Genomic DNA, 13,836 nt, shown 5'->3' on the forward strand with positions numbered 1-13,836 from the left:
TATTCAGTATTAGATAATGAAATAGGGGGACAACATCTTGGCTAATCAAAGCGAAAAGATTCCTCGTGCCACATTGAAACGTTTACCGTTGTATTATAGATTCGTCAATACATTGAAATCTAAAGGCATTGATAGAGTTAATTCAAAAGCTATTAGTGAAGGATTAAATATTGATTCTGCAACTATCCGTCGTGATTTTTCATACTTTGGTGAGCTTGGCAAAAAAGGCTATGGCTATAACATAGATAGTTTATTACATTTTTTTAAAAATGAAATAAGTGAAAATGACGAAATTAAGATTGCAATCGTAGGTGTAGGGAATTTAGGGAAAGCATTATTAACTTATAATTTCTCTATACATGATGAGATGACGATAACGGAAGCTTTTGATATACGAGATGAAGTGATAGGGACAGAAATAGGTAATGTCAGTGTAAGTGCATATAATGAGATTACTGACATACTTACACGAGAAGATATAGATATTGTCATATTGACCACACCTGAAGATGTAGCGCAACAAGTGGCAGACACTTTAGTAGCAGCAGGCGTGAAAGGTATATTAAACTTTACTCCGAGTCGTGTAATAACGCCATCTGATGTTCAAGTACATCATATTGATTTAGGGATTGAATTACAGTCGTTATTATTCTTTATGAAAAATTATAGCAATAAATAATATAGGTAAAGTAAAGCTAGCTTATGATCAATACAAGACGTGACATCATGCGTTGTGTATTGAGTAAGCTAGCTTTTTTATAAGTGTTTTGCATTGAATGTATTTGCCTTAATGGTAATTTTAGGGGCAGTAATTTCTGGCAGCTTTGGGAGAAATCCATTTAGTACTGTGATAGCTATTATTTTTGTGATTTTAATTCCTAATAGGATGAGGTTTGAGGTAAATTGACAATTTAATGCGTTATCTCGGATTACAAAGCCTCATTATTGTAATTAATTTTCACGATTAATGTGTAATAGTATTAGAAACAACGTTTTCTGGTGAAGTATGTGAGTATAGAGGTTGAAATTTTATACAATTTCTAATATCATTAATCTTATTGATTTTATCGGGAAAGAGGTTATGGAATGACTTGGTTAATAATTAGTGGTCTTGTTGTGGGCGCACTTTTGGGCTTTGTTATGCAAAGGACAAGGTTTTGTTTAGCAGGTGGATTTAGAGATATGTATGTGCAAAAAAACAATAAAATGTTTTATGCCTTACTGATTGCAATAACAGTTCAAAGTATTGGCTTACTGATACTGACATCTACTGGAATGGTTCAAATTCCAGAATCTACGTATCCAATTATTGGTACGGTTATCGGTTCATTTATTTTTGGTATAGGTATTATTTTATCGGGTGGCTGTGCAACAGGTACTTGGTATAGAGCTGGAGAAGGGTTAATCGGAAGTTGGTTAGCACTTATAGCTTACGCATTTACTTCAGCTGCAACTAAATTCGGTATTCTGTTACCATTAATGAATGGTTTGAATAAACCGACAACAGTAAATACAAGTATGTCACAAACGACGGGTATTCCTACTTGGGTATGGGTAGCGTTATTAACAATCATTACAGTAATTTTTGTAACCAAAACGTTACGTAAACCGAAACCTAAATTTGCAGTACCAAAATTAAAACAAAAATTCACAGGTGTACGTCATTATTTATTTGAAAAAAAATACCACCCATTTGTTGCAGCCATTGCTGTAGGATTAATTGCGTTACTTGCATGGCCTGTAAGTGAAACGACAGGTAGAATGTATGGATTAGGTATAACGACGCCATCAGCGAATATAATTCAGTTTTTAGTGACAGGTGATACAAAACTAATAGACTGGGGCGTATTCCTTGTGCTTGGGATATTCTTAGGATCTTATATTGCAGCTAGAGGCGCAAGAGAGTTTAAATGGAGATTGCCAGATAAGAAAACGATACGTAATAGTGTCATTGGTGGTATTTGTATGGGCTTTGGTGCTTCAGTAGCAGGCGGATGTTCAATTGGTAATGGCTTAGTTGAAACAGCAACGATGTCTTGGAAAGGTTGGATTGCACTCGCATCTATGATATTAGGCGCATGGTTCATGAGTTATTTTATTTTTATCAGACCAATGAAGAAAGCGCAAAGTGCATCACAAACAGAAAAAAATACAGTATCTTCTCAGACGCAAACAACTTAATTTTGAAGGAGGAAATGCATGATGGTATATGAATTAGGAACAGTCGGAATGGTTTGTCCATTCCCTTTAATTGAAGCTCAGAAGAAAATGAACACGTTAGATAATGGTGACGAATTAAAAATCGATTTTGACTGCACGCAAGCTACAGAAGCATTACCAAACTGGGCAGCAGAACAAGGTTACCCTATAACGAACTATGAACAACTAGACGATGCTTCATGGACGATTACGATTCAAAAAGCTGAATAAAACAATGTACAAACCAACTTACAATAATTAGGGATTATATACTTAATTATCTAAGTTGGTTTTTGTTTTAAATAGTATTTAAAGCGGTTGCAATATGATAAAATGAATACTGTTTACAATAGCAAATTAATGAGAGTGAGAAGACTATGAAAAATATTGCTGATATTGCAAAAATTGCTGGCGTATCGAAGAGTACAGTTTCTAGATATCTAAATAACGGGTCGGTAAGCATAAAAACAAAGCAAAAATTGGATAAAATCATTCAAGAAAATGACTATCAACCTAATCAATTTGCGCAAAGTTTAAGAGCACATAGAACAAATATGATTGGTGCCATTATACCTAGGATGAATTCTTATGCGGTAGATGAAACGATAAAAGGCGTAAAGTCAGTTTGTAATGATTTAAACTACAGGTTATTGCTAAATTATACCAATTTGGATGTTGAATTGGAGATAGATGCCTTAGAAACTTTTTATAGAAGTAAAGTTGATGGTATTATATTGATGGCTACAGAAATTACACAGAGACATTTAGAAGTCATTAATAAAATTAATGTGCCAGTTATTATCGTGGGTCAAGAACATAAAGACCTACATTGTATTATTCATGATGATTTTCGTGCTGGGTACCTTGTGGGCGACACTATAGGAACAAAAGGCTATAAAGATGTCCAATTCTTTGGTGTAACAGAAAGTGATATTGCGGTTGGTATACATAGAAAAGAAGGCTTGATTGCGGGTTTGAGCACACATGGTATTACACCTCATATTTCCCATACTTCCTTTAATTATAAAGAAGCAATGATAGATGTTGCCAGTGAATTGCAAATGCATACGCATTATGATGCCGTTGTAGGTGCTACCGATTCGATTGCACTAGCAGTTCATAAATTTACCTCAGAGCATAAAAATCAATTAAATGATCAACTTATTGTTGGATTTGGTGGAGACCCCGTTACCGAAATTGTATCCCCATCTATTAGCACAGTAATTTATCATTTTGAACAAGCAGGAGAAGTATCGATGAATAAATTAAATCAAATGATTCAACAACAACATATTGAAAAGCGAATAACTATAGATGTGACGCTATCATTTAAAAGGTAGACGAAACGTGATATTATATAATAGAATTATATGGAACCGGTACCAAAAAGAAAATAAATATATAAAGTTAAAATATTGATAGTAGGAGGAAATTGTAATGACTGAATGGACGAGAGAAAAACGCTATCAAAGATATGAGGAGGTTGATCAACAAACGATTGATATATTAACTGATCAAGTTGAAAAATCTAAATATAGACAAACATTTCATATTCAACCTAAGACTGGATTACTTAATGATCCTAATGGATTGATATATTTTAATGGGATTTATTATGTATCACATCAATGGTTTCCTTTAGGTCCAGTGCATGGTTTAAAATATTGGTATACATATACAAGTAAAGATTTGATACATTTTAATGCGGAAGGGCCATCGCTAAAGCCAGATACGAGAGATGATAGTCACGGAGTATATAGCGGTAGTGCTTTTGAATATAATGGGAATTTATATTACATGTATACAGCCAATCACCGTGATGATAATTGGAATAGAATTTCTACACAACACATAGCAAAAGTAAATCATGATGGAAGTATAGAAAAGTTTCCTAAAGCAGTCATTACTGCACCACCAGAAGGATATACGCAACACTTCAGAGACCCTAAAGTATTTACTAAAGATGGTGTTTTCTATGCAATAATAGCTGCTCAGAATGATTTAGAACAAGGTAGAATTCTACAATATTATTCTACAGATATCGTGAATTGGGAGTTACAAGGTGAGATTCAAACCAATTTAGAAGCATTTGGTTATATGTGGGAATGTCCAGATTATTTTGATTTAGATGGTCATGATTTAATATTATTCTGTCCCCAAGGTATTGAACCTTCTGGTGAGCAATTTCGAAATATTTATCAATCAGGTTATATCATGGGACAATACGATGTTAATCAGTTGAAAATGAATCACGCGGATTTTCATGAATTAGATTATGGGTTTGATTTTTATGCGCCTCAAACATTTTTAGATGAAAATGGTCAACGTATCTTAATAGGGTGGATGGGACTACCAGAAATAAGTTATCCTTCTGATAAAGATGGATGGGCACATTGTTTAACCATTCCTCGTGTGCTTTCAGTTGAAGAAGGTAACTTAAAGCAACGACCAATTAAAGCCCTCGAACAATTAAGAACAAATAAAGAAACGGCTTTAGGTTATGCCAATAAATTCACCAGACAATTACATCCTTATGATGGTGAACAGTATGAACTAATTATTGATATATTGGAAAATGAAGCTACAGAAATATATTTTGAAGTACGAACGTCTAAATCTCAAACAACGTTGATTACTTATAATACTAGAGCACAGAAAGTAACATTAGACCGAAGTGAAAGTGGCAAACTACCAGAACACGTTGATGGAACTACACGTAGTGCATATTTAGATACACCATTATCAAATTTACAAATATTTATTGATACTTCAAGTATTGAAATCTTCTGTAATGACGGTGAACGTGTAATGACCTCAAGAATATTTACAGATGATGATGCTACCGGTATAAAAGCTTCCACAGAATCTGGACAAGTATACCTTAGATTTACAAAATATGATTTGAAGGATGATGAAGGATGAAACGACTATTAGCGATTGGCGAAGCTTTAATTGATTTTATACCTAATACGACAGACTCTAAATTAAAAGATGTTGAAGGATTTTCGAGACAAGTAGGAGGCGCACCTTGTAATGTAGCAAGTGCTACTACTAAATTAGGTGGTAATGCTGAAATGATTACCCAATTAGGTAATGATGCGTTTGGTGATTTAATTGTAGAAACAATAGAAGATATAGGTGTCAATACAAACTATATTAAACGTACAAATGAAGCCAATACCGCATTAGCTTTTGTCAGTTTGACAAAAGAAGGAGAACGAGATTTTTCATTTTATCGTAAGCCTTCCGCAGATATGCTCTATCAACCAGAGTATATTCAGGATATTGATGTAACACAAGATGATGTATTGCATTTTTGTTCTGTTGATTTAGTGGAGAGTCCAATGAAACAAGCGCATAAAGCTTTAATTGAAAAAGTGAGCATTGCAGGAGGCACAATAGTTTTTGATCCTAATGTACGATTACCACTATGGGAAAACGAAGCGGATTGTAAACATGCAATTCAAGAATTTATACCACTTGCCAATATAGTTAAAATTTCGGATGAAGAGTTAACTTTTGTCACTGGAGAGAATGAAGAACTGCAAGCCATTCAATGGTTATTTCAAGGTAAAGTTGAAGCGGTCATTTATACTAAAGGTCCAGATGGGGCTGTGATTTATTTAAAAGATGGTACGGTAATTGAACAACCAGGATTTAAAGTGACGGCCGTTGACACTACTGGCGCAGGCGATGCCTTTATTGGTGCGTTGATAAGTAAATTATTGACTTCTGAAAGTAATGAGCCAATTCAATTATTAAAAAATAATGGTCATGACATACTTGAATTCAGTAATTATGTAGCAGCCATGGTTACAACTCAATATGGAGCAATTGGTAGTATTCCTACTATAGATGAAGTAAACAAAGCATTGACTAAATAATAATAAAAAGAAGACTTAACAGGGTGGATAATCACTTGTTAAGTCTTCTTTTTATGTATTATATTTTCTTGACGTTTCTCACTGAAGCATAGCAATGTTCGTTGTTTTTAAAGTAAACAATACGTGATTTAGAATCTATAGATTCTATGTTGTGTCGATTTATAACAAAACTATTATGACATCGGAAGAATCTATCATCAAGTTGATCCAGCTCTTTAAGATTGCCGTAAAATTCGATTTGACGATTATCTAAATGAGCAATTAATCGATGTGATTTAGTAGAAGATTCGAAAAACATAACATCATCATATTGAACATAGACAGAATTACTGCCACGTTTTAATTCTATCGTTTCCACATTAGATTCTTTAGAAAGTAGTTTTAATCTAGATTCAGAGGTATTAAGACAATCAATAATTCTTGATTTTAATTCATCAGGGTCATCTTTGAAGATGAAGTCCATAGCAGCAACTTTATACACGAAAGTGAGATAAGTAAGTTCACTATGACTTGTAACAAAAATAATATTACCGACAGGATCATATTTACGAATTTCACTTGCAAGTTTAATGCCATTAATATCAGATTTTAGTTGAATATCTAAAAAGTAACATCCAATGTCACTCGTGTTTTTTGAACGTTCTAGTATTTCATAAGGATCATCAGTTGCAACTTCAATTTGCATGGGTTTCTCTTCAATCATGATGTAGTTGTTGATGATTGATATCATATTTTCGCGTTGTCTTGCATCATCTTCACATATGAATATTTTCATGTTTTCACATCCTTATGAGTCAGAATTTAAAATTTCTACTTTTTGAATAAAGTAGTCATTATCAATGGTTGTATCTAATAAAACATTAGATGTGGCATCAGTCAACTCTTTTAAAGTAGATAACCCTAGACCGCGATTTTTACCTTTTGTAGAGAAATTCTCTTGAAAGAGCGTGTGGATACGTGGCATATTCGGTTCACATTTATTCATCACAATAAACATTACAGAATCATCATTGTTTTTAATGAAAGCAATACGAATAAGTGGATCGTCTTCTATTTTTTCTGAAGCTTCTATTGCATTATCAAGTACGATGCCAATGACTCTGCTTAAATTAATGATTGGCATATCGATTCTCTCTATAGGTTCTGGTACTTCTATACTAATTCTAATATTTTTTTCTTGCGCTTGTAATATTTTTGTTGTTAATAGGCCCTTGATTTCACGGACTTTTAAGTTTTCAATACCGTTAATTTTTATAGTGTTCATTTGCATGCTATCTTGCATAGGCAAAATTTCTTCATTGAAATATTTTTTTAAACCGTCCATGTCACTTTCCCTAATGAATTCAGACATAGTAGATAGTATATTCACATAATCATGACGGAACTTGCGCATTTCATTATTAATATTTTCTATTTGTAGAGTATATTTATAATAATTTTCAATTTCCTGCATATTACGCTTGTACTGAATTTGTCGAATAATACTAAAAGAGATAGTAATAATGAGTATAGCTATCGTAATTATGAAAACAGCATACATGACAACTATAAATTTAATATCGGAAAAGGACATTATTTTATTAGGAACATAAGAATAAAGTAATAACAATGCTATCAAAAGTAAAGTGCCAACAATACTTAAATAAATTTTATTTAATGATAAATCAGACCTTAATAGCTGATTCATGAAAAATCTGGCTATAAATGAAAAAAATAAAGTTATTATAGAAAAAATAATTAAATATAATATATTAAAAATCAAACTGGTTTCTATATAATCATAAATCATTGCAGCTAACCATATTGATAGAAAGTTTGCTATATATAAAATGAAAAAAATAATTAAAATAGATACAAGACCAATAACTTTGTTCTTGAAATATATAAATATTGCTGAACCTATCAATAAAACAATCATAGCTTTAGTATTAAAAAAGTAAAAAACAATAGTAGAAGGGATTATAATCCCTAAAATAGAAATATAATCCCTGAAATTGTAGTTAATATTATTTAATATTTTTATGATGACAAATAAAATTATTGCTTGAAATAACGTTAAAATTATTGAGTTTAAGATTGCCATTTTCCACACACTTTCTAAAGAAACATTATTCGTACAATTTAGTTATTTCTGATGGTACTTCAGGCTCATCAAAAAAGCCACCACAAGGTTTTGCTCCTGCCATCACACCTAGTACTGAGAAAAATTTAGCAAATAAGTTTAAAATAGATTCGAAAATATTCATGATTTAACATCCTCCTTAGGGAAAAATATAGGTAGTTGAGTTCCTGCAATTAATACAATACCCAATAGTATTAATTGTTGGTAAGGATCTTTGAAAAAAACTGAAATAATTAATAATAATAAAGTTACGACAATTGTTTTTTCTTTTTTTCTTTTTTTCAATCTTATTGGAATTGGTTGTTTTTTTGTTTCTGCTGGTGCATAAATTACTAAAACAACAAAACCAATAATTGCTAATGAATACATAAACAGACTAGACACGTTCATATACCCTAAAAGCCAGGGTAATAAAACAAAAAACAATAAATTTTGCATATGACATAGTAATGAAGATTTTGCATGTGCTCCATGTGCATATAGTCTAATGAAAAAATAAGATAAATATACAGTTAGTGTATAAAGAAAGAGGTGGCATAGGATTGAAACGCCATATGTTACTAATGCTTTAAAAAAGTTACTGACAACTACTTGCATTCCCAAACGCATCTTTAAATATTCAATGTGCTCTAAGTTATTGCGCTGTTGTAAGTATTTTGAAAACTCATCAATTTTATTATCAATTAACTTTGACATTGCGTTTCTCTCCTTATGCGTATTATACAATTTTAATTAAGTTTTAGGCGTCTTATTGCGTAACTGTATATTTTGTGTTCCTAACTGTCGAAAATCTATATCTGTTCAATTCTAACATATATTTTTGTACAGTTAAGAATAAAATATTACAAGTTAAGGAATTTTTAACGAAGTACGTAAAATACATGGTTTAATGTACTTGTATCACAAAGAAGTGATAAACATTTTACAAATCATCTAATAACTTTTGTTTGAATGATGATGTTAATTAGGCTTAAGAGCAGGGGCCTAATTAATTAACTAATATTGTAGCTCTACTTTCTTCGTATAGTTGTTATAGTTGCAAATTAGTTCTCGTTTTTCAATTCTTTGAATACAAACAGAGGAGGCTGATGTAGTGACAAATGACATTCCAGCAGCAATTAGTGGTTTTGTAAAATAGTACTAACAAGTACATAAGTGCTTAATTTATTAAGCAAACTTGTTTGGTTTGTAGAATATTCCCAATTCTCTTATCGACTTGTATTTATTTTAGATTTGTAGACCTTCCCAGTCTCGAATCAAGAATCATTTTAATTATTCAGATTTGCAGACCTTTCCCAGTCTCTAATCGAGTTTCATTTAATTACTTGGATTTGTAGACCTTTCCCAGTCTCGAATCAAGAATCATTTTAATTATTCGCATTTGAAGAACATTTCCCAATCTCAAAGCGGATACTATTTAGATTTGTAGACCCTTCCCAGTCTCAAGTCAAATAACATTTTAACATTGTCTATAACAGAGACAATTTAAAGTATTAGCATGTAAGCTATCGTAAACATCATTCAATTTATCATTATAATCGGTAAATTCACTAAAATTTTTTCATAATTAATAACATCCCCAAAAATAGATAGAGAAATAACTGTAAAACATTCCCTTAATAATAAGTTACAAAAACCGTGAGCCCCTCCCAAGCTCACGGTTTTTATTATGCTATTATTTATATAAATGTGGTCTTAAGTTTTTAAAGACAGGTATAGCTTCACGCTGTGCTGTGACTTCATCTAAATCTAAAATACATGATAAATGATCAGGTTTATCTTTTAATTGTGCAATAATTTCTCCATTTGGGTTAATCACAAGAGAATGTCCTGCATACTGAGTCTTTCCATCATCGCCACAACCATTACAAGCTACAACATATATATCATTTTCAATTGCACGTGCTTTTAAAAGGGCAGTCCAATGATCTACTCTGACTTCAGGCCACTGAGCAACGTAAAACACAATTTGTGCTTCCTTTCTAGCGGGATAGCGTAGTAATTCGGGAAAGCGGAGGTCGTAACATATAATTTGTGTTACTTTCGATCCGTTAGATAATGTGAACGCTTCGGGCACAGCATTTCCAGCAGATAAATAACTAGGTTCATTGAGCATTGGTACAAGATGGACTTTATTATAGCTATTGATCAAATAACCATTTCTTGATACTGCAAAAGCAGTGTTATAAATATCGCCTTTTAAATTATTTGATACAGATCCTGCGATGACATCGACTTTATATTGAATAGCTAGTTTGGAAATAAATTCAAAACTTCTTGATAATTGATTATCTGATAATTCTTTTAATTGAGGTAGGGCATAACCATTGTTCCACATTTCTGGTAAGACTACGATATCTGTTTCTGACGTGACATATTCTGCAAACCAATTTGTAATTGTTTCTTCATTCAAAAAAACATTTGCTGGCTCAACTTTAAATTGAAATATTTCTATATTCATCTCTATCGCCCCTTAGCTTAGTGTTAGGACAAATATACTAGATATAAATGTATAATTCAAAATTAATATAAGATTTTTTTAATAGTTGAATTCAATCATAAGTAACAAAAAATAAAACTGGCGATAATAAAAGGATCATTATCGCCAGTTTTATTTTGATTTATAAATAATTATTTTCTAACTAAAAAGCGTTTGCTTACATCATGAAATTCTTTATCGCCAGCTTCTTCACGAATATTACCGAAAGGCATTTGTGCTACTAATTTCCATGTGTTAGGAATTTCGAAAGCTTCAGTTACAGCTGCGTCAACTAATGGATTATAGTGTTGTAATGACGCCCCTACGCCTTCAGTACTCAAAGCAGTCCAAATTGCAAATTGGTGCATTGCATTTGTTTGGCTTGACCAGATAGCAAAGTTCTCAGCATAATTAGGCATTTGATTCTGTAAACCTTCAATGACTTCTTGATCTTCAAAGTAGAGGATTGTGCCGTGTGAATGTTTGAAGTTATCAATTTTATCAGAAGTAGGTTGGAAATCACGGTCATCACCCATAACTTTTTTCAGTTCATCTTTAGCGATGTTCCAAAATTTATTATGATTATCATTTAATAACAATACGATTCTTGTTGATTGAGAGTTAAATGAAGATGGTACGTGTTTGATTGCATGCTCTATAATGCTTTCTACTTCATTGTCAGAAATTGAAATATCTTGATCTAAACTATAGATTGTACGTCTTGATTCTATTGCATTTTGAAAAGCAGTTAAGCTGTTTGTATTTTTACTAAAAAGTCCCATTGCGAAAACTCCTTCTTAATCTAATTTGTATATTAAGTATAATAATTATATTTGAGTTTGTAAATAGGATTTTACATAAAATTTCAAAAAGGTTAATATTATCTTTCAAAACCTTACTTTTGATGAAAAAAACTACGATTTCTAATATACTAATTTATGATAGTGAAAAATTCTTTTAGGAGGTGAGTGTATGAAAAATTATATTTCACATAAATTGATAGTTTCCAGCTTTGCATTCGCTTTAAGTGCAACCTTAGTATCCAAACCAACGCATGCGGCAGTTGAGCAATTGGATAATCAGCAGCAAAATAATTCAAGGACTAATAGCGAAGTAAATGATAATCAAGAAACTTCAAATATAGTAGATAACGACACCAACCAAGATATGCAACAAAAAGTGAATAATTCAGGGATAAATCATCCAAGTTTAGTTGAAGACCCAACTCAAGTGGTGTCTGCAATGAGTGGTAGTGATAAAACGAGAAATATAACAGATACCTCACAACCCAATGACTCAGATCAAGATAATAGCGATGGAGTCGAAGAACCAACACAACCAGATAAGCCAAGCGATGATGGAACGGGAGACACTTCACAACCCAATGACTCAGATCAAGATCATAGCGATGGAGTCGAAGAACCAACACAACCAGATAAGCCAAGCGATGATGGAACGGGAGACACTTCACAACCCAATGACTCAGATCAAGATAATAGCGATGGAGCCGAAGAACCAACACAACCAGATAAGCCAAGTGATGGTGGAACAGGAGACACTTCACAGCCGGATGATTCAGATCAAGATCATAGCGATGGAGCCGAAGAACCAACGCAACCAGAAAAGCCAAGTGATGATGGAACAGGAGATACTTCACAGCCGGATGATTCAAATCAAGATAATAGCGATGGAGCCGAGAAACCAACGCAACCAGATAAGCCAAGCGATGGTGGAACAGGAGATACCTCACAGCCCGATGACCCGGATCAAGATAATAGCGATGGAGCCGAAGAACCAACGCAACCAGATAAGCCAAGCGATGGTGGAACAGGAGATACTTCACAGCCGGATGATTCGAATCAAGATAATAGCGATGGAGCCGAAAAACCAACGCAACCAGATAAGCCAAGCGATGGTGGAACAGGAGATACCTCACAGTCGGATGATTCGAATCAAGATAATAGTGATGGAGCCGAGAAACCAACGCAACCAGATAAGCCAAGCGATGATGGGACAGGAGATACTTCACAGCCCGATGACCCGGATCAAGATAATAGCGATGGAGCCGAAGAACCAACGCAACCAGATAAACCAAGTGAAGATGGAACAGGAGATACCTCACACCACGATGATTCAAATAAAACCACATCATCAGGTAGTACAAATCAAAATAATAGCGGGAAAGGAAGCGCTCTAAAACCCAACAAGTCTGGCAATAGAGGTCCGAATAATCCGACAGAGCTAAATCAATCAGGTGATAGTAAAAGTAATACAGGAGGGCATGCTACCGAACCTACCAACACAAACAGTAGTATATTAGCCAATCCAATAGAACCATCCAAGTCTAATAAGTCAATGGATTCTTCAAATTCATCAACAACTATTAAACCAAGTGAAAGTCATACTCATGAGTCAAACACTACAGAAAAGACAAAGCCATCTCAAACTATTGATAACAATGAGAATGATCAAAATCTTAGTAGCAATGAACATAGTAATGCATCCACGCAATATGTTTCAGGGAATAGTGAGGATAATGTCACTTATAGTGATTTAGCTGTAAATGATGAAGAAAAGAATGAAGACTCAGATGATGGACAATTGATCAGTAGATTTAATCAAATGTCAGTAGGCTCTTTTAAATATAATCCATTTGTATTAAATCAAGTAAGGCAGTTAAATAATAATGTAGACAAAGTATCAGATAAAGATATTTCAGCGATTTTAAGAAAACAAGATTTTGCTGATAATTCTTATTTAAATAAGTTACAAAAAGATACGAATTATTTTAAGTTCCAATATTTTAATCCTTTAAAGTCAACGGACTATTATAAGAACTTAGATAAACAAGTTTTAGCATTAATTACAGGAGATATCGGAACGATGCCAGATTTGAAAAAACCAGAAGGTAAAGCTTTAACTGGTAAATATGAATATCATTCTAGTACCGATGAAGAGATGACGCATACAAAAGAAAAAGAAGCCTCAGATACTATTGATATAAAATTTGAGAGAACCTTATTTGCGCTAATGACAGCGATGATTATGATATTTATAGGTATGGTTGTTGGTTATTTTGTACATCGTAAGAATAAAAAGCAGTAATATTAAATTTGGATTGACAAACAATCTAAAATAACTAAAAGGCAGTA

At 32.9% G+C, this 13,836-nt stretch carries 13 protein-coding genes; 7 read left to right on the plus strand and 6 right to left on the minus strand.

Going from position 1 to position 13,836, the window contains the following annotated elements; translation table 11 throughout:
- Positions 1-37 precede the first annotated feature (37 nt).
- The 6 genes from QMO72_RS04415 (at position 38) to QMO72_RS04440 (ending at position 6,083) form a co-directional block, all read left to right on the plus strand.
- On the plus strand, positions 38-679 hold the full coding sequence (locus tag QMO72_RS04415) for a redox-sensing transcriptional repressor Rex (protein WP_046838126.1): 642 nt from the start codon (positions 38-40) through the stop codon (positions 677-679).
- Between the two features lie 407 nt (positions 680-1,086).
- Positions 1,087-2,181 (plus strand): YeeE/YedE family protein, encoded by a 1,095-nt coding sequence (locus tag QMO72_RS04420; protein ID WP_103267508.1) that lies wholly within the window; start codon positions 1,087-1,089, stop codon positions 2,179-2,181.
- A 21-nt stretch (positions 2,182-2,202) separates the two neighbouring features.
- Positions 2,203-2,430 carry a sulfurtransferase TusA family protein gene (locus tag QMO72_RS04425; protein ID WP_069824791.1) on the plus strand — a complete coding sequence of 76 codons (228 nt, stop codon included), beginning with the start codon at positions 2,203-2,205 and terminating at the stop codon, positions 2,428-2,430.
- A gap of 146 nt (positions 2,431-2,576) precedes the next feature.
- Positions 2,577-3,539: a LacI family DNA-binding transcriptional regulator gene (locus tag QMO72_RS04430; protein ID WP_103267507.1), complete on the plus strand. Its 963-nt coding sequence runs from the start codon at positions 2,577-2,579 to the stop codon at positions 3,537-3,539.
- A gap of 97 nt (positions 3,540-3,636) precedes the next feature.
- Entirely contained in the window at positions 3,637-5,121 is a 1,485-nt protein-coding gene (locus QMO72_RS04435) for a sucrose-6-phosphate hydrolase (RefSeq protein WP_103267506.1), read from the plus strand.
- Positions 5,118-6,083: a carbohydrate kinase family protein gene (locus QMO72_RS04440; protein WP_103267505.1), complete on the plus strand. Its 966-nt coding sequence runs from the start codon at positions 5,118-5,120 to the stop codon at positions 6,081-6,083. The genes QMO72_RS04435 and QMO72_RS04440 overlap by 4 nt, the downstream gene beginning before the upstream one ends.
- A gap of 58 nt (positions 6,084-6,141) precedes the next feature.
- Here QMO72_RS04440 and agrA read toward each other — a convergent pair whose 3' ends face one another.
- The 6 genes from agrA to QMO72_RS04470 form a co-directional block, all read right to left on the minus strand.
- Positions 6,142-6,858 carry a quorum-sensing response regulator AgrA gene (agrA, locus tag QMO72_RS04445; RefSeq protein ID WP_103267504.1) on the minus strand — a complete coding sequence of 239 codons (717 nt, stop codon included), beginning with the start codon at positions 6,856-6,858 and terminating at the stop codon, positions 6,142-6,144.
- A 12-nt stretch (positions 6,859-6,870) separates the two neighbouring features.
- The gene (agrC, locus tag QMO72_RS04450; RefSeq protein ID WP_286093241.1) at positions 6,871-8,166 is read right to left on the minus strand and encodes a quorum-sensing sensor histidine kinase AgrC; all 1,296 of its coding nucleotides are present in this window, start codon (positions 8,164-8,166) and stop codon (positions 6,871-6,873) included.
- A 25-nt stretch (positions 8,167-8,191) separates the two neighbouring features.
- The gene (gene agrD / locus QMO72_RS04455; protein ID WP_103268067.1) at positions 8,192-8,329 is read right to left on the minus strand and encodes a cyclic lactone autoinducer peptide AgrD; all 138 of its coding nucleotides are present in this window, start codon (positions 8,327-8,329) and stop codon (positions 8,192-8,194) included.
- On the minus strand, positions 8,326-8,901 hold the full coding sequence (locus tag QMO72_RS04460) for an accessory gene regulator AgrB (protein WP_103268068.1): 576 nt from the start codon (positions 8,899-8,901) through the stop codon (positions 8,326-8,328). Before QMO72_RS04460 ends, agrD begins: the two co-directional genes overlap by 4 nt.
- A 979-nt stretch (positions 8,902-9,880) precedes the next feature.
- Positions 9,881-10,666: a carbon-nitrogen family hydrolase gene (locus tag QMO72_RS04465; protein ID WP_103268069.1), complete on the minus strand. Its 786-nt coding sequence runs from the start codon at positions 10,664-10,666 to the stop codon at positions 9,881-9,883.
- Between the two features lie 170 nt (positions 10,667-10,836).
- Positions 10,837-11,466 carry a nitroreductase family protein gene (locus QMO72_RS04470; protein WP_107553242.1) on the minus strand — a complete coding sequence of 210 codons (630 nt, stop codon included), beginning with the start codon at positions 11,464-11,466 and terminating at the stop codon, positions 10,837-10,839.
- 190 nt (positions 11,467-11,656) lie between these two features.
- Here QMO72_RS04470 and QMO72_RS04475 point away from each other — a divergent pair, with 190 nt between their 5' ends.
- Complete coding sequence (locus QMO72_RS04475; protein ID WP_286093242.1) at positions 11,657-13,789, plus strand: SdrH family protein; 2,133 nt, start codon at positions 11,657-11,659, stop codon at positions 13,787-13,789.
- Positions 13,790-13,836: the final 47 nt, after the last annotated feature.

The organism is Staphylococcus casei (genome assembly GCF_030294405.1).
GTDB classification, from domain to species: domain Bacteria; phylum Bacillota; class Bacilli; order Staphylococcales; family Staphylococcaceae; genus Staphylococcus; species Staphylococcus succinus.

Coding starts and splice junctions, on each gene's coding strand:
- QMO72_RS04420 (WP_103267508.1), top strand. CDS start 1,087: ATGACTTGGTTAATAATTAGTGGTCTTGTTGTGGGCGCACTTTTGGGC.
- QMO72_RS04425 (WP_069824791.1), top strand. CDS start 2,203: ATGGTATATGAATTAGGAACAGTCGGAATGGTTTGTCCATTCCCTTTA.
- QMO72_RS04430 (WP_103267507.1), top strand. CDS start 2,577: ATGAAAAATATTGCTGATATTGCAAAAATTGCTGGCGTATCGAAGAGT.
- QMO72_RS04435 (WP_103267506.1), top strand. CDS start 3,637: ATGACTGAATGGACGAGAGAAAAACGCTATCAAAGATATGAGGAGGTT.
- QMO72_RS04440 (WP_103267505.1), top strand. CDS start 5,118: ATGAAACGACTATTAGCGATTGGCGAAGCTTTAATTGATTTTATACCT.
- agrA (WP_103267504.1), bottom strand. CDS start 6,858: ATGAAAATATTCATATGTGAAGATGATGCAAGACAACGCGAAAATATG.
- agrC (WP_286093241.1), bottom strand. CDS start 8,166: ATGGCAATCTTAAACTCAATAATTTTAACGTTATTTCAAGCAATAATT.
- agrD (WP_103268067.1), bottom strand. CDS start 8,329: ATGAATATTTTCGAATCTATTTTAAACTTATTTGCTAAATTTTTCTCA.
- QMO72_RS04460 (WP_103268068.1), bottom strand. CDS start 8,901: ATGTCAAAGTTAATTGATAATAAAATTGATGAGTTTTCAAAATACTTA.
- QMO72_RS04465 (WP_103268069.1), bottom strand. CDS start 10,666: ATGAATATAGAAATATTTCAATTTAAAGTTGAGCCAGCAAATGTTTTT.
- QMO72_RS04470 (WP_107553242.1), bottom strand. CDS start 11,466: ATGGGACTTTTTAGTAAAAATACAAACAGCTTAACTGCTTTTCAAAAT.
- QMO72_RS04475 (WP_286093242.1), top strand. CDS start 11,657: ATGAAAAATTATATTTCACATAAATTGATAGTTTCCAGCTTTGCATTC.